Origin of the sequence: Lichenicoccus roseus, from assembly GCF_005844085.1 — a bacterium.
In the GTDB taxonomy this organism is placed as follows: Bacteria; Pseudomonadota; Alphaproteobacteria; order Acetobacterales; family Acetobacteraceae; genus Lichenicoccus; species Lichenicoccus roseus.
This window is the reverse complement of the sequence record NZ_VCDI01000003.1, coordinates 384989-400070: the sequence shown is the minus strand read 5'-3', so window position 1 is coordinate 400070 and position 15082 is coordinate 384989. Positions and strand designations below refer to the sequence as shown.

Sequence of the window (15082 nt, the reverse complement as noted above, 5' to 3'; positions counted from 1 at the left end):
CTACGCGGCGTCGTCGCGCCGCACCGACACCGCCGCAAGCCCCGCAGACCTCCGCTTCGCATCGACCGGAGCCCGGCCACTGGTTGCCAGCAGCGGCTCGATCTGCCGCACCAGCGTGCGCGCCATGTCGAGCCAGAGGGCCAGGGCATCAGTCGCCGGCGGCTGTTGCGGCGGTGGGTTGTCCAGCAACTGCCGCAGGCAGGCGCCGATGCTCGCGGGGTCCGGCTCGCACAGCAGCGCCATCGGCTCGCCATGGAATTGTTCCGCCAGGCCACCCACCCTGGTCGCCACCACCCAGCGGCCGGCAGCGAGGGCGATCGCCGCCACTCCGCTCTGGCTCGCCTCGCGATAGGGCAGCACCAGCGCATCGGCCCAGGCGATCAGGCCGGCCACCTCGTCCTCCGGGACCCAACGGTTCTCCACCCGCACGCCCGGCAACTCGGACAGGGCTTCGAGGGTCGGCGTATGCGGCCCGCTGCCGATCACGCGCACCTCGAACCGTGCAGCGCCGCCGGTCGCTTCGCGAAGCGCGGCCTCGAGCAGGTCGAGGCCCTTGTAGGGCAGCAGCCTGCCGAAACAGAGCAGACGCAACGGGCCGCCATGCTGCAGCGGCGGCGGCGGCGGCCGGGCATGGAACACCAGGGGCGGCAGCGTCGCCTCCAGCAGCGGCAGGTAGCGGGACGCCGGTTGCTGGCGCAGGCGGTTGGCGACATGGCCGGTCAGCGCCACCAGCGCGGTGGCGCGCCGGATCAACGCCCGCTGCAGCGCCATCTGCAGCGGCAGGCCGTCACCCGGATGCAGGTCGGCGTCATGGACGGTGACCACCATCGGAATGCCAAGCCGGTGCAGGGCAGCCGCCATCAGCAGGTCGAGCGGTCCCGGCATGGCACAGATGGCGACATCCGGCGCCAGGCCGCGCAGCCGGCCCGCCAGCATGGGGATCAGCAGCGGCGTCAGCAGCAGGCGGCCGATGAAGCCTGCCAGGCCGCTATAGGTCGCGACCGGCAGCGCGTTGGCTGGCCGGTCCGCCGCCTGCAGGATCTCGGCGCCACGCGACAGCGACAGGAAGACGGTGTGACCCGTCAGGGCGCGCAGCGCCGCTGCCAGCTCGACCGCCATGCGCGGGCCGGCGCCGCGGCGCCCCCACTGCCAGACCAGGATACGCATCTCAGGCCGCTTCCGACCCGGAGGCAATGGGGCCGGAGTAGCCGATCGCCGCCAGAGCCGCCCGCAGCCCGCCGGTCCCGAAGCGCTCCGCCGCCGCCTTCCTGGCCCGCTCGCCAAGCGCCGACCGCAAGTCCGGCGCATCCGCCAGGCGGCGCAGGACGGATGCCGCTTCGTCGGTATCGGCATCCGCCCACAGCGCACCCGGTGCCTGGAACACGCCGCGCGGGTCGACTGCCTCGACAAGCCGGTAGCCGACCGGCACGCCGCAGCTCTCGTCCAGGAACTCGGCCGTCGCCGACCAGTCGGTCGCCACCACGGCGCGCCCCAGCATCATCGCCTGCGCCGGCACCAGGCCGAAGCCCTCGCTGCGATGCAGCGACAGCACGATGTCGGCGCAACGGGTCAGGGCATGCATCTCGGCCTCGGGCAGCATCCGCGTCTCGATCCTGATGTTGTCGCAGCCGGAGGCCGCCTGCTGCAGCCGGTCCATGTCGGCCGGGTAGTGACCGGCATGGCCGGCCTTGACCAGCAGGATACGGTCGGACCGGTTGCCGAAGGCTTTACGGAACGCGGCAATCGCGCCCAGCGGGTTCTTGCGTTCGAAGGCGGAGGCGACGCTGAACGAGACCAGCACCACCACCGCCGCCTCCGGCAGCCCGAAGGCGTCACGTCCCAGCGGCGCGGGCAATGGCGGGCTGGAGGCGATCGGGATCGGCACCACCCTGACCCGGCCGGGCAGCAACGCTTCCAGCGCGGACGCGGTGAAGCGCGAAGGCGCCCAGACCTCGTGCACGCAGGACGCAGCGGGCCGCCAGCTCGGGGGTACCGAAGGCAGCTCCCAGGCCCAGTAGCCGATCACCCGGCGGCCATGCAGCACGCCGCGCGGCAGCCTCAGCAACGCGGCCGGCAGCACCGGAGCGTTGACGTGCAGCAGCAGCGCGGCAGGCGGCGGCAGGTCGCGGCGGCCGGTCGCATCGCCGGCCGGGACGATCTCGCCGGGAACATCCAGCCCGGCCCGCAGCGCGGCGGTGGGAACGCCAAGGCCCTCCAGGGCACGGTGCATGATGCGCGCCGCCTCGCCGAGGCCCGATGCACGCCCGATCTCGCCACCGACGACGACGCCATCGCAGTGCGCCGGTGGCCGGCGATCGGGTTTCGGCGCCAGCAGGGCGGCGCCCCGTGCCAGCAGCAACCGTCGCCGTTCGGCTGGAAGCAGGCGCCAGAGCCGGTGCATCGGGTGCAGGGTGGTCGTAGCCGTCGCCATCAGGTCCCAGTCGCCTCAGTCGCGCCACAGACACCATTGCCGCGCCGGATGCCCCGTATAGACTGCCGGAATGCCTGCCACAGACCAAACGAGCACAGCCGGGATCCTCGAGGCACTGGTCGGGTTCGACACCACCAGCCGAAACTCCAACCTGCCGCTGATCGACTGGGTGCGCGCCTATCTCGACCGCCACGAGGTCGGCTACCGGCTGACCCATGACGAGACCGGCCGGAAGGCCAACCTGCACGCCATCATCGGACCGGAGGTCGAGGGCGGCCTCGCCCTGTCCGGCCATGTCGACACCGTGCCGGTCGACGGCCAGGCCTGGAGCACCGATCCGTTCCGCCTCACCGGCAGGGATGGCCGGTTCTATGGCCGCGGCGCCGTCGACATGAAGGGTTTCGTCGCCTCCTGCCTCGCCGCCGTGCCCGACCTGAAGGCGCTTGCGCTGCAGCGGCCGGTGCATCTCTTCATCTCCTACAACGAGGAAGTGGATTGCGAGGGCGCGCAGGTGCTGGTGCGCGATCTCGAGCAGGGCCGGCTCAAGCCGTCGCTCTGCGTCATCGGCGAGCCGTCCGGCATGAAGCCGATCACCGCACACAAGGGCCGCCTGTCGGTGCGTGTCACCGCGCGCGGCCGGCCGGGCCATTCGAGCCAGCCGGCGCTCGGCGTCAACGCCATCCACGCGGCGTCCGAGGCGATCGCATGGATTGCCGCCGAGTCCCGCCGCCTGCAGGCCGAGGGAAAGCGCGAGGACGGCTTCGAGCCGCCGCACAGCACCATCCACACCGGACTGGTGGAAGGCGGCTCGATCCTGAACATCATTCCCGAGCGGGCGGTGTTCGAGATGGAATGGCGCACCATCCCGGGTGACGATGCCGAACTCGAGCTCGACCGGCTGCGACGTCACGCCGCCGCCGCGATCGAGCCCTGGATGCACGCCGTCGACCCCGCGACCGGCTTCGACTTCGAGCCGCTGCACCTGCTGCCGCCGCTGTCGCTCGACCCCGACCATGCGCTGGTGGCGCTGGTCAAGCAGGCATCCGGCGCCAACGCGCACGGCAAGGTCTCCTATGGCACCGAGGCCGGCATCTACCAGAACGCCGGCATCGCCAGCATCGTCTGCGGCCCGGGCGACATCGCCCAGGCGCACAAGGCCGATGAATGGATCGCGCGTGACCAGCTCGATGCCTGCGACGGCTTCATACGACGCCTCGCCGCCGGCCTGGCCCGGCCGGCATGAGCGAGGAGCGGCCGCCCTATCCGCTTCCGGGCCTCGGTCCGGCATCGGCTGGGAGTGGCCTGCCTCGCTTCGACGTGCGGCTCCGGGCGCCTGACCTGTCGGACTGGACCCAGGGCAATTGCGGGGTCGCCGGCTTCATGCATTTCGAGGCGGTGCAGCCGGGGCCGCATGTGGTGATCACCGCGCTGATGCACGGCAACGAGATCGCCGGCGCGATCGCGCTCGACGATCTGCTGCGCGCGCGGATCCGGCCGGCACGCGGCAGGCTGACGCTGGGCTTTCTCAACCTTGCCGCTTTCGCGCGCTTCGATCCTGCACACCCTACCGCCTCGCGCTTCGTCGAGGAGGACATGAACCGGCTCTGGGACCGCGCCGTGCTGGCCAGCAGCCGCGACTCGCTGGAGTTGTCCCGGGCCCGCGCGGTGCAGCCGATCATCGACAGCGCCGACATCCTGCTAGACCTGCACTCGATGCTCTGGCCGTCCGACCCGCTCATCCTCAGCGGCCCGACCGCCAAGGGTCGCCGGCTGGCGCGCAGCATCGGCGTGCCGCCGCTGGTGGTGGCCGATCGCGGCCACAGCAGCGGGCCGCGCCTGATCGACTATGGCGGCTTTGCCGACGAGGATGACCCGCGCATCGCCTGCCTGGTCGAGGCCGGGCCGCACTGGGAAGAGGCAACGGTGCGCATGGCGCGCCTGTCGGTCGCCACCCTGCTGCACATGACCGGGCTGGCCAGTCCGCGCCACGAATTCGAGGGCACGGCGCCGATGCCGGCGGCCCTGTCGAGCGGGCGGCGGAATGCCGAGGTCACCCACGCCGTCAATGCCGCCACCAGCAGCTTCAGCTTCGTGCGCCCGTATCGCGGCGGCGAAGTGATCGCCAAGCAGGGCACCCTGATCGCCCATGACGGCACCACGCCGATCTACACGCCCTACGACGATTGCCTGCTGGTGATGCCGAGCCTGCGCCCGACGCGTGGCCACACCGCCATGCGCCTGGCGCACTTCCTCGACGACTAGCCGGCTGGCCCGCGTCTCAGCGGCGGTAGATCGGGAACCGCGCGCACAGCGCCCTGACCTTCTCGTGCACCGCCGCCTCGACGGTCGCGTTGCTGCCGTCCTTCGAGCCGCCGAGCCCGTCAAGCACCTCGTCGATCATCAGCCCGACGGCGCGGAACTCCTCCGGCCCGAAGCCGCGGCTGGTCGCTGCCGGGCTGCCGAGCCGGATGCCGGAGGTGATCGCCGGCTTCTCCGGATCGTACGGGATGGCATTCTTGTTGGCGGTGATGCCGGCGCGCTCAAGTGTCGCCTCCGCCACCTTGCCGGTGACTTGCTTCGGCCGCAGATCGACCAGCAGCAGATGGCTGTCGGTGCCGCCAGTGACGATCGCGAGCCCGGTCTCGACCAGCGTTCCCGCCAGCACGCGCGCATTCTCGACCACCGCCTGCTGATAGAGCTTGAAGTCCGGCCGCAGCGCCTCGCCGAATGCCACCGCCTTGGCGGCGATCACATGCATCAACGGACCGCCCTGCAGGCCGGGAAACACCGCCGAGTTGAACTTGCGCCCGAGCTCCGGATCGTTGGACAGGATCAGCCCGCCGCGTGGGCCACGCAGGGTCTTGTGGGTGGTGCTGGTGACGACGTGCGCGTGCGGCAGCGGGCTGGGATACAGCCCTGCCGCGACCAGGCCGGCAAAATGCGCCATGTCGACCATGAAGAAGGCGCCGACCTCGTCGGCCACCGCGCGGATGCGGGCGAAGTCGATGATGCGCGGATAGGCGGAGCCGCCGGCGATGATCAGGCGTGGCTTGTGCTCGCGGGCAAGCTGCTCGAGTTCCTCGTAGTCGAGCAGCCCGTCATCGCGCCGGACGCCGTACTGGATCGCGTTGAACCACTTGCCGGACAGGTTGGGCGCCGCGCCATGCGTGAGGTGGCCGCCCGACGCCAGGCTCATGCCCAGGATGGTGTCGCCGGCATTGAGCAGCGCCAGGAACACCGCCTGGTTGGCCTGTGCGCCGGAATGCGGCTGCACGTTCGCATACTGCACCGAGAACAGCCGCTTCACGCGATCCAGCGCGAGCGTCTCGGCGCGGTCGACCTCGACGCAGCCGCCGTAGTAGCGCCGGCCCGGATACCCCTCGGCATACTTGTTGGTCAGCACGCTACCCTGCGCCTCGAGCACCGCACGGGATACCAGGTTCTCGCTGGCGATCAGCTCGATCCCGTCCTGCTGGCGCAGCAGCTCCGCATCGATCGTCGCCGCCAGCTCCGGGTCCGCGTCATGCAGCGAGGTCGAGAAGAACCGGTGCAGCCCGGCTTCCAGACTACCCGGCGCGGGCTGGCCAGGGATTGAGTGGTCGGGCATCGGCAGGCTCCATTTCACCTGAGCCCCTCGTTCGGCGGGGGGCTGGCATGCAAGGTTCAAGTAGGTTCAACTGGCCGGACAATCAGCTGGTCATCCTAGCGCAGCACGGCAAGCGGCGGAACCGCCGGCTGGCCTCCGGGCAGGCAAAACAGACGTGACCCGGTGCGAACACCGGGAGGGAGACGGATCGGATGTCGCAGGTCACCGCACCCAATGGCTCGCTCTGGCGACGCAAATCGATCGAGAGCCTGCAGACGACAGACGACGGCCATGCCCTGCGCCGGGTGCTGGGGCCGGTCAACCTGGTCCTGCTCGGCATCGGCTGCACCATCGGCGCCGGGCTGTTCTCGCTGACCGGGATCGCGGCCTCGGAGAATGCCGGGCCGGCGGTGGTGATCTCCTACCTGGTGGCGGCCATCGGCTGCGGCTTCGCCGGGCTGTGCTACAGCGAGCTGTCGAGCATGATCCCGATCGCCGGCAGCGCCTACACCTATGCCTACGCGACGCTGGGTGAGCTGGTCGCCTGGATCATCGGCTGGGACCTGGTGCTGGAATATGCCGTGGGTGCGGCGACCGTGGCGGTGAGCTGGTCGCGCTACGTGAACTCGCTGCTGCGCGATTTCGGCATCTACCTGCCGCCGCGCCTGCTCGCCTCGCCGTTCGAGACGGTGAAGCTTGCCGACGGCACGACCGCGCCCGGATTGATGAACCTGCCCGCGGTATTCGTCATCGTCGCGATCTCGATGCTGCTGATACGCGGCATATCCGAGAGTGCGCGTGTCAATGCGGTGATCGTGGTGATCAAGGTCGCCGTCATCCTCGCGGTGATCGGCTTCGGCATCCCGTACATCAACACCGCCAACTACACGCCGTTCATCCCGCCCAACGACGGCACCTTCGGGCACTTCGGCTATTCCGGCATCATGCGCGCAGCCGGCACGATCTTCTTCGCTTATGTCGGCTTCGACGCGGTGTCCACCGCGGCCCAGGAGACCCGCAATCCGTCGCGCGACATGCCGATCGGCATTCTCGGCAGCCTGGTGGTGTGCTCGCTCGCCTACGTCGCGTTCTCGTTCGTGCTGACCGGGCTGGTCAACTACAAGGCGATGCTGAACGACGCCGCCCCGGTGGCCAGCGCGATCGACGTCACGCCGTATCACTTCCTCAAGGAGCTGGTGAAGTTCGGCATCATCTGCGGCTTCACGTCCGTCATGCTGGTGCTGCTGCTCGGCCAGAGCCGGGTGTTCTACGCGATGTCGCGCGACGGCCTGCTGCCGGGCTTCTTCTCCGACATCCATCCCACCTGGCGCACGCCCTGGCGCTCCAACCTGCTGTTCATGGGCCTCACCGGCGTGCTGTGCGCCTTCCTGCCGATCAGCGAACTCGGCCACATGACCTCGATCGGCACCCTGCTCGCCTTCGTCATCGTATGCGGCGGCGTGCTGGTGCTTCGCCGGCGCGATCCGGACCGGCCGCGAGCATTCCGGGTGGCGGGTGGGCCGATCGTGCCGGTCCTCGGCATCCTGTCCTGTCTCGCCCTGATGGCGTCGCTCGACGGGCTGACCTGGATCCGGCTGTTCGTGTGGCTGGCGATCGGGTTCGTGATCTATTTCGGCTACAGCCGGAAGCACGCGCGGATCATCCAGTGAGGCGACGCGGCCCGGGCGGAGGCGCGCCGGCTGCTGCTGCCGGCGAGGCGCTCCAGACCATGCGAACGAGAGGCTTCATATGTTGACTGCCCCGGAAATCCGCACCGCGCTCACGCTGGCGATGCAGCACAGCACCGCGCCGATGGTGCTGTCCGACCCCAACCTGCCGGACACCCCGATGGTCGCGGTCAACGCCGCCTTCGCACGGCTGTCAGGTTATCCGGTGGAGGAGATCGTCGGTCGCAACTGCCGGTTCCTGCAGGGTCCGAGGACCGATCCGGTGTCTCCGTTGCGCATCCGGAAGTGCCTGGATGCGGGTCAGGGCTGCATCGAGTGGATCGTCAACTACCGCCGCGACGGGTCGCATTTCTACAACCTGCTGTTCATCTCGCCGGTGCGCGATCGCCAGGGAAACCTGCTGTTCTTCTTCGGCAACCAGCTCGATATCACGATGGGCTCGCCGACGTGGCTGAACGAGGTCCTGTTCGGCAGCGCCCACGTCGTGCCGGCACTGGAGGACGAGTTCCACGCGCTGCTCGAGGGGGTCAGCGTCGCTGCGCGGACCGAGGGACTCGAGCGGATCGTCGCGGCCGCGCACCGCCTGGCCGAGATCTCGACAAAGCTGGAGCCGGGCACGCTGGACACGCTCAGGTCGGAGCAGCGGTAGGCGGCTGCTCGCGACGGAGAGCATTTCCGCACGGCTCGCACGATTCCCCACGTCCAATCTCGTGGGCCGAAGTCGAGCCGGCGGGGTTGCTCCGGCGGACCATTGCAGAGCCTCAGGCGGTCGGGCGCCGCTTCACCTCGTCGAGCGTGGGGACAGACCGTCCAGGGGCGATAACCGAAGGCTGCGGCCCTACCTGGCTTCCGGCGGCAAACCCTCGTACGGGTCCATGACCGGCACACCCAGTCGCTCGAAATGCCGCAGGTTGCGGGTCAGGATGGCGTAGCCTCGGCTGCGCGCGGTGCCGGCGATGGCGAGATCGGCGAGGCCCGGCGCCTGGCCCTGTGCGCGGGCGACGTCCGACAGCAGGCCCGTGTGCCGCGCGGCTTCGAGATCGACCGGGAGCACCCGGTTGCCATACAGGTGCAGCACCGTCTGCAGCCACTCCGCCAGCCGGTCGGCCTTGCGCCCCGCCCCGAGCCTGCGGCTCTTCTCGATCCCGTCCACGATCTCCGCCACGGTGATGACCGAGAGATAGAGGTCCAGGCTGTGGCCATCCATCCAGGCCAGCAGCCCCGGCGACGCCATCGCCCTGGTCGGCGCCCCGGCCGACAGCACGTTGGTGTCGACCAGATACACGCGCTAGAAGCCGGCGTCCCGCAACCCGCCCTGCCGCTCAGCCACATCGTCGTCCTCGAGAGGCGCCGCCATCAGCAGGCGCCCGAAGCTCGGCACCTGCGACAGGCGCTGCCAATCCTCGAACCCCAGCAGCACCGCCTCCGGCCTGCCGTGGCGGGTGATGATGGATGGCTCGCCCTGGCGCGCCTGGTCGACCACCGCCGACAAGGTGGCCTTGGCATCGCGAAGCTGGATCTGCTGCATGCAACCCTCCTGTGACCACAGTGGTCATATAGCGTTTGCATGCCTTCCTGCAACCGTGATCCGGGTCGTCACGGTGACGCTGTCCGGCCAAGGGTCGCTTTGCGCCGCCCGGTGCTGGATACTCCATCCGGACCAACAGCACGGAGCCGCTCACCCCCATGACCGTCGGCCGCTATCCGAGCACCCGCCTGCGACGCAATCGCCATGACGACTTCACCCGCCGTCTGGTGGCGGAGAACAGCCTGTCGGTGGACGACCTGATCTGGCCGATCTTCGTCACCGAGGGTCACGACACCGAAACCGAGGTGTCCTCCATGCCCGGCGTGAAGCGGGTCACGCTGGACCGCCTGGCCGCCCACGTGGCGCCCGCGGCCAGGCTCGGCATACCGGCGATCGCGCTGTTCCCGATGACGCCACTCGAGAAGCGCGACGACGAGGGCACCGAAAGCGGCAATGCGGACAACCTGATCTGCCGCAGCGCCCGGCTGCTGAAGGCGGAGTTCCCGGATATCGGCCTTATCGGCGACGTGGCGCTCGATCCCTACACCAGCCACGGCCATGACGGCGTGCTGCGCGAGACGCCGTCGCATCCGCATTACGTCGCCAACGACGAGAGCGTCGCCGTGCTGGTGCGGCAGGCGCTCAACCAGGCGCGGAGCGGCATCGATATCCTGGCGCCCTCGGACATGATGGACGGCCGCATCGGCGCCATCCGCGAGGCGCTCGACGCCGAGAACCTGGTCCACACGCGGCTGATGTCGTACGCGGCGAAGTACGCCTCCGCCTTCTACGGTCCGTTCCGCGACGCGCTCGGCTCCGGTGGCCTGCTGCGCGGCGACAAGAAGACCTACCAGATGGATCCCGCCAACAGCGACGAGGCTCTGCGCGAGGTCGAGCTCGACCTGCTCGAAGGCGCCGACATGGTCATGGTCAAGCCAGGCATGCCGTATCTCGACATCGTCCGCCGGGTGCGCGACCGCTTCGCCGTGCCGACCTTCGCCTACCAGGTGTCCGGCGAGTACGCGATGATCATGGCCGCCGCCCGCAACGGCTGGCTCGACCGCGACCGCGCCATGATGGAGAGCCTGCTGGCGTTCAAGCGCGCCGGGGCCAACGGCGTTCTGACCTACTTCGCGCTGGAAGCCGCGGAGCGGCTTGCTTGAGACACGATCCCCACGCAGCCGGGCGACTGACCTGAAACGCCTGGCCCGTCTCGCCGGTGCGACGACGGGCCTCATCCTGCTGGCCATCTTCGGCGTCGCGGTCTCGGTGTGGTGGACGCTGCCGCCTAGCCGCCAGACCCTGCGCGTCGCCGGCCTTGCGCATCCGGTCGCCATCACTCTCGACGGCACCGGCATCCCGCGCATCCGGGCCCGCAGCGCAGAGGATGCCGCCGCGGCGCTGGGGTTCCTGCATGCCCGCGATCGCATGTTCCAGATGGAGCTGATGCGCCGTGTGGGTTCCGGGCGCGTCGCCGAGATCGCCGGGCCCGCCGCCCTGCCGATCGACCGCATGATGCGGGTGCTCGGCCTGCGCCGGCGGGCGGCCGCCGCCTACCCGATCCTGCCACCAGGCGTGCGGGCGCAACTCGACGCCTACAGTCGCGGCGTCAATGCCGAGATTGCCGCGCGCGGGCGCTTCATCGCTCCCGAGTTCCTGCTGTCCGGTGCACCGGAGCCGTGGACCCCGGTCGACAGCCTGCTCTGGGGCAGGCTGATGGCGCTCACCCTCGCCGGCAACTGGCGAACCGAGCTGGCCCGGCTGGCACTCTCGGATCGGGTGCCGCTACCGCGTCAGCTGGCCCTGCAGCCGGAGCAGGCCGACGTGCCGCCGCCACAGGCATCGCTGCGACCGGATGCCGATCCGGAGCTGGTCCGGCTCGCGTCCGACCTCGACCATCTGCTGCCCCGGTATCCCGCCGCCTACACGCTGCCCGGGGAGGCCTCCGACGAGTGGGCGGTCGATGGCGCGCACAGCGTGACCGGCGCGCCGCTGCTGGCCGGCGATCCGCATCTGGCACTCGGCTTCCCCGGCCTGTGGTACCTGGCCCGGATCGACCGCCCGGGCGGCGTGCTGACCGGTGCCACCGCGCCGGGCGTGCCGTTCCTGGTGCTTGGCCAGAACACCCACATCGCCTGGACCTTCACCAGCAACGAGGCCGACACCCAGGACCTGTTCATCGAGCACCCGGGGCCCGGAGGCTACGCGACGCCGGGCGGCCCGCGCCCCTTCGTCGCCCGCACCGAACGGATCCGCGTGCGCGGTGCGCCGGACACGGTGATCACCGTGCGCGAGACCCGGCATGGCCCGGTGATCAGCGACGCGCTGCCGGACCGGCACGGGCGGGTCCTTGCAGTGCAGATGGAGGCGCTGGCGCCGACGACGCCGGAGCACGACGACATCGCCGCCGGCCTCGCCGCTCTCGACGATGCCACCACCGTCGCGCAGGCAGGTCGCGCCGCCGCTGCCAGTGCGGCACCGGTACAGAACCTGCTGGTCGCCGACCGCAACCGGATCGCGTTGTTCACCACCGGCATGGTGCCGGTCCGCCGCGCCGGCGATGGCAGCTTTCCACAGGACGGCGCCGATGGCGCGCATGACTGGACCGGCGCCGCATCCGGCGACGCGCTGCCGCATGTCGTGTCGCCCGCCAGCGGCCACCTGCTCAACGGCAACGAGCGTACCGCCGGTCCGGACTTTCCGGTCTACATGGGCCGCGACTGGACCGGGGACTGGCGCGCCCGGCGCATCCGCGAGCTCCTCGAACGGCGGCCGCAGCACGATGTCGACGACTTCGTGCGCATGCAGGTGGACACCACGAGCGCCTTCGCCGGCGCCGTGCTTCCCGGCCTGCTGGCGCGCCCCCTGCACCCAGCCTCCGGCAGCCGCTCCGCCGTCTCCCTTGCGCTGCTGTCGGGCTGGGACGGCCGCATCACCGGGGACGCTCCGCAGCCGCTGATCTTCAACGCCTGGATGCAGCGCTTCGTGGCAGACCGGCTGCAGGCCCTCGATATCGACCAGGCGATCGTCGGGCCATGGACGGATTTCGCCGCGTTCCTGCTCGGCCCGCGATCGGGCGATGCCTGTATCGACTGCAACCAAGCCCTGCTGCTGGCACTCGACGAAGCCACCGCCGGCCTTGCATCCACACACGGACGGGATCCGCGCGCCTGGCGCTGGTCCGGGCCACACGTGGCGGTATTCGACAACGCCTTCCTGACCGCGCTGCCGCTGGTCCGTACCCTCGCCCGGCGCAGCATCGCGATCCCCGGCGACGACACCACCCTGTTCCGGGCCGGCAGCGGCACCCTGGGGGATTTCGGCGCACGGCATGGCGCGGCTTATCGCGGTGTCTACGACCTCGCCGACCCCGCACGCAGCCGCTACGTCGCAACGCCCGGCCAATCGGGAAACTGGATCTCCGCCCAGGCGTGGAATTTGATGCACCGATGGGCGAGTGGCGATAGCATGATGATCCCTGAGAAGCCCGTCACCATATCCGCATCGGCAACATTGCTTCCGTGACACAAGCCTGGACGAGGTCGTTCAACCCCTATGAGCCGGACCGCCGCATGAACCCGGTTGCCGCATGACCTACACGGCGCCGCGACGGCCGCAGTTCTTCTACACGACCGCGCCGCTGCCCTGTCCGTACGTGGCGGGGCGCACCGAGCGCAAGGTGGTGACCGAGATCACCGGGCCGGATGCGGAGAACCTGCACGACCGGCTGTCGCGGGCGGGTTTCCGGCGTAGCCACAACATCGCCTACGCGCCGGTCTGCCCGGCCTGCAACGCCTGTGTGCCGATACGCATCCCGGTGGCGCTGTTCACGCCGGGCCGCACGCTCAAGCGCATCATCCGGCGCAATTCCGGCGTCGAGGGCTTCGAAGTGCCGGCACGCGCCACCACCGAGCAGTATGCCCTGTTCCAGCGCTACCAGCAGGCACGTCACGGTGACGGCGACATGGCCGGGATGAGCTTCTACGACTACCGGGCGATGATCGAGGACACCCCGATCGAGACCTTCCTGGTCGAGTTCCGCGAGCCGGACGACAGCCTGATCGGCGTCTGCCTCACCGACAGGCTCGGCGACGGGCTGTCCGCGGTCTACAGCTTCTTCGCCGCCGATCGCGCCAGCCGCTCGCTCGGCAGCTTCGCCATCACCTGGCTGATCGATCGCGCCCGCTCGCTCGATCTGCCCTATGTCTATCTGGGCTACTGGGTCGCCGACAGCCGCAAGATGGCATACAAGGCGCGCTTCCGGCCGACCGAGATCCTGTCGGGCGGTGCCTGGCGCCTGCTGGACCAGGCACCCGGCAGCTAGAGTGCCCGGGGCACGGCGGCGAGCAGTCCCATCTCTTCCGCCAGCGTGTCCGCCTCGCCGTCGCGGGCGTCATAGCGCAGCCACGCGATCACCGGCGGATAGTAGTCGATCTCGATCGGGAACAGCGCGATGGCGCGGACGCCCAGGCGGATCGCCTCCGACATGTCGCCGTTCGCACCCAGGTAGCGCGCCGCGGCGAAGCTGAGCGCATGATCGTCCGGCCGCGTGGAGAGCGCGAGGCCCGTCGCGATGACGAGGTCGCGGCGGAAGCGGGTCGGCTGCTCCGGCACCACGAGCCTGGCATCGGCGAATACGTCGAGCGCGAGACGCAGCGTGATGCAGTCGGTCGGATCGGCATACAGCGCCTGCACCAGGATCTCGCCGGCAATGGTTTTATGTCGCTCCCGGAACAGCCGCGCGAATGCCCGCAGCACCGCGGCGCTGTGCGACACCGGCTGCGCCATGGACTGGAACAGCCCGTGCGCCGACGGCGCGTCGCCGAGCAGCAGCAGGCACTCCACGCATTTGAGCCCAAGCGCCACCGAGCCCGGGCGCAGCCGCAGCGCCATGCGCAGCAGGTCGATGCTGCGGCCGAGATCGCCGTCGTTCTGGTGGATCTCGGCGAGCGCCAGCACGTCGTCGTCGCGCGGCGACGGGATGCCCACCACCCGCTCGTAGTAGTCGCGCACCGAGGAGAAATCCGTCCCTGGCCGTGTCACGCGTCCCGCCCACAGGTCGAACACGCTGCCGATATCGATGGCGATGCCGCCGCGTCGCTTGATGACGTCGCAATAGACCTTGCCGCACGGACCGGCGCCGACCAGGAACAACGCGCCGGGAAACGGCACCTCGATCGAGGCGCACAGGAAGTCGAACAGCTCGGGGACATGCCGCGGCAGGTGCGGCTCGTAGCTGAACAGCGCCTGTTCGGGCACCCGGTACCAGACGCTGCGGCGCGGCTCCAGCATGTGGCGCACCACGCCGCGAACGTCGCGCGCGGTCACCAGTCCGAGGAACTCGATGCCGGTCAGCGTCGACTGCAGGAAGCCGTCCAGGATCATCGCCTGCGGGAAGTTCACCAGCACGGTGGCGAGCGGAACCCCATCGGCAAGCGATGCGAGCACGGCGTTGGCGCGCGAGAATTCTTCGGGCCAGTCGTCATCGGGACAGCCGACCACGTCCGCATTGCGGATCGCGTCCGCAACTGCGCCGCGCAGGCGGACGAGCTGGCCCATGCTGAGCCGGTTGTCGCGAAACCAGCGTTCCAGCATGCGGGTGAGCTGGCTCTGCGCGTAGAACTCGGGCGCGCCGACGAGCTTGGCCTCGCCGTCGTTGAAGCGGACGATGGAAGCCGGCCGGCGGCGCGCGATGCGCTCCAGCACGAGCATCTCCAGCTCCGGCACGCTCATCCGGCGACCCACGGAGGCAAGCACGTGCTCGTTCATCCTGCCCCCGGGGTGATGAGGGCAACCTAGCCCAACCCCGCACGGGGGCGGCGCGAATTCGATGCGCGTGCGGAACTGCG

At 70.0% G+C, this 15082-nt stretch carries 13 protein-coding genes; 7 read left to right on the top strand and 6 right to left on the bottom strand.

Going from position 1 to position 15082, the window contains the following annotated elements:
- Both FE263_RS11120 and FE263_RS11115 read right to left on the bottom strand, forming a co-directional pair.
- Nucleotides 1–1167: a glycosyltransferase gene (locus FE263_RS11120; RefSeq protein ID WP_138326056.1), complete on the bottom strand. Its 1167-nt coding sequence runs from the start codon at nt 1165–1167 to the stop codon at nt 1–3.
- A 1-nt stretch (nt 1168) separates the two neighbouring features.
- On the bottom strand, nt 1169–2431 hold the full coding sequence (locus FE263_RS11115) for a glycosyltransferase family 4 protein (RefSeq protein ID WP_240759375.1): 1263 nt from the start codon (nt 2429–2431) through the stop codon (nt 1169–1171).
- 70 nt (nt 2432–2501) lie between these two features.
- Between FE263_RS11115 and argE the strand changes: the two genes are divergently transcribed.
- Complete coding sequence (gene argE / locus FE263_RS11110; protein ID WP_138326055.1) at nt 2502–3674, top strand: acetylornithine deacetylase; 1173 nt, start codon at nt 2502–2504, stop codon at nt 3672–3674.
- Entirely contained in the window at nt 3671–4693 is a 1023-nt protein-coding gene (locus tag FE263_RS11105) for a M14 family metallopeptidase (RefSeq protein ID WP_138326054.1), read from the top strand. Before argE ends, FE263_RS11105 begins: the two co-directional genes overlap by 4 nt.
- A gap of 16 nt (nt 4694–4709) precedes the next feature.
- Here FE263_RS11105 and glyA read toward each other — a convergent pair whose 3' ends face one another.
- Nucleotides 4710–6038 (bottom strand): serine hydroxymethyltransferase, encoded by a 1329-nt coding sequence (gene glyA / locus FE263_RS11100; RefSeq protein WP_138326053.1) that lies wholly within the window; start codon nt 6036–6038, stop codon nt 4710–4712.
- 191 nt (nt 6039–6229) lie between these two features.
- Between glyA and FE263_RS11095 the strand changes: the two genes are divergently transcribed.
- Together FE263_RS11095 and FE263_RS11090 are read left to right on the top strand one after the other, a co-directional pair.
- Nucleotides 6230–7687: an amino acid permease gene (locus tag FE263_RS11095; RefSeq protein ID WP_138326052.1), complete on the top strand. Its 1458-nt coding sequence runs from the start codon at nt 6230–6232 to the stop codon at nt 7685–7687.
- A 79-nt stretch (nt 7688–7766) separates the two neighbouring features.
- Nucleotides 7767–8354 carry a PAS domain-containing protein gene (locus FE263_RS11090; protein WP_138326051.1) on the top strand — a complete coding sequence of 196 codons (588 nt, stop codon included), beginning with the start codon at nt 7767–7769 and terminating at the stop codon, nt 8352–8354.
- Nucleotides 8355–8543: 189 nt separating this feature from the next.
- Here FE263_RS11090 and FE263_RS11085 read toward each other — a convergent pair whose 3' ends face one another.
- Nucleotides 8544–8990 carry a type II toxin-antitoxin system VapC family toxin gene (locus FE263_RS11085; RefSeq protein WP_138326050.1) on the bottom strand — a complete coding sequence of 149 codons (447 nt, stop codon included), beginning with the start codon at nt 8988–8990 and terminating at the stop codon, nt 8544–8546.
- Between the two features lie 3 nt (nt 8991–8993).
- Nucleotides 8994–9233: a type II toxin-antitoxin system Phd/YefM family antitoxin gene (locus FE263_RS11080; RefSeq protein ID WP_138326049.1), complete on the bottom strand. Its 240-nt coding sequence runs from the start codon at nt 9231–9233 to the stop codon at nt 8994–8996.
- 158 nt (nt 9234–9391) lie between these two features.
- Here FE263_RS11080 and hemB point away from each other — a divergent pair, with 158 nt between their 5' ends.
- The 3 genes from hemB to FE263_RS11065 all read left to right on the top strand — a co-directional run bounded on the left by hemB (nt 9392) and on the right by FE263_RS11065 (nt 13557).
- Nucleotides 9392–10396, top strand: coding sequence for a porphobilinogen synthase (gene hemB, locus FE263_RS11075; RefSeq protein WP_138326048.1), 1005 nt, complete (start codon nt 9392–9394; stop codon nt 10394–10396).
- The gene (locus FE263_RS11070) at nt 10389–12758 is read left to right on the top strand and encodes a penicillin acylase family protein (RefSeq protein WP_138326047.1); all 2370 of its coding nucleotides are present in this window, start codon (nt 10389–10391) and stop codon (nt 12756–12758) included. Before hemB ends, FE263_RS11070 begins: the two co-directional genes overlap by 8 nt.
- Nucleotides 12759–12822: 64 nt before the next feature.
- Nucleotides 12823–13557, top strand: coding sequence for an arginyltransferase (locus FE263_RS11065; RefSeq protein WP_138326046.1), 735 nt, complete (start codon nt 12823–12825; stop codon nt 13555–13557).
- Here the strand turns inward: FE263_RS11065 and FE263_RS11060 are convergent.
- Nucleotides 13554–14990: a tetratricopeptide repeat protein gene (locus FE263_RS11060; protein ID WP_138326045.1), complete on the bottom strand. Its 1437-nt coding sequence runs from the start codon at nt 14988–14990 to the stop codon at nt 13554–13556. The two genes, FE263_RS11065 and FE263_RS11060, sit on opposite strands and share 4 nt — an antisense overlap.
- Nucleotides 14991–15082 lie beyond the last annotated feature (92 nt).

Excerpts from the sequence above, each read along its gene's own strand:
- FE263_RS11120 (WP_138326056.1), bottom strand. The coding sequence starts at position 1,167 with ATGCGTATCCTGGTCTGGCAGTGGGGGCGCCGCGGCGCCGGCCCGCGC.
- FE263_RS11115 (WP_240759375.1), bottom strand. The coding sequence starts at position 2,431 with ATGGCGACGGCTACGACCACCCTGCACCCGATGCACCGGCTCTGGCGC.
- argE (WP_138326055.1), top strand. The coding sequence starts at position 2,502 with ATGCCTGCCACAGACCAAACGAGCACAGCCGGGATCCTCGAGGCACTG.
- FE263_RS11105 (WP_138326054.1), top strand. The coding sequence starts at position 3,671 with ATGAGCGAGGAGCGGCCGCCCTATCCGCTTCCGGGCCTCGGTCCGGCA.
- glyA (WP_138326053.1), bottom strand. The coding sequence starts at position 6,038 with ATGCCCGACCACTCAATCCCTGGCCAGCCCGCGCCGGGTAGTCTGGAA.
- FE263_RS11095 (WP_138326052.1), top strand. The coding sequence starts at position 6,230 with ATGTCGCAGGTCACCGCACCCAATGGCTCGCTCTGGCGACGCAAATCG.
- FE263_RS11090 (WP_138326051.1), top strand. The coding sequence starts at position 7,767 with ATGTTGACTGCCCCGGAAATCCGCACCGCGCTCACGCTGGCGATGCAG.
- FE263_RS11080 (WP_138326049.1), bottom strand. The coding sequence starts at position 9,233 with ATGCAGCAGATCCAGCTTCGCGATGCCAAGGCCACCTTGTCGGCGGTG.
- hemB (WP_138326048.1), top strand. The coding sequence starts at position 9,392 with ATGACCGTCGGCCGCTATCCGAGCACCCGCCTGCGACGCAATCGCCAT.
- FE263_RS11065 (WP_138326046.1), top strand. The coding sequence starts at position 12,823 with ATGACCTACACGGCGCCGCGACGGCCGCAGTTCTTCTACACGACCGCG.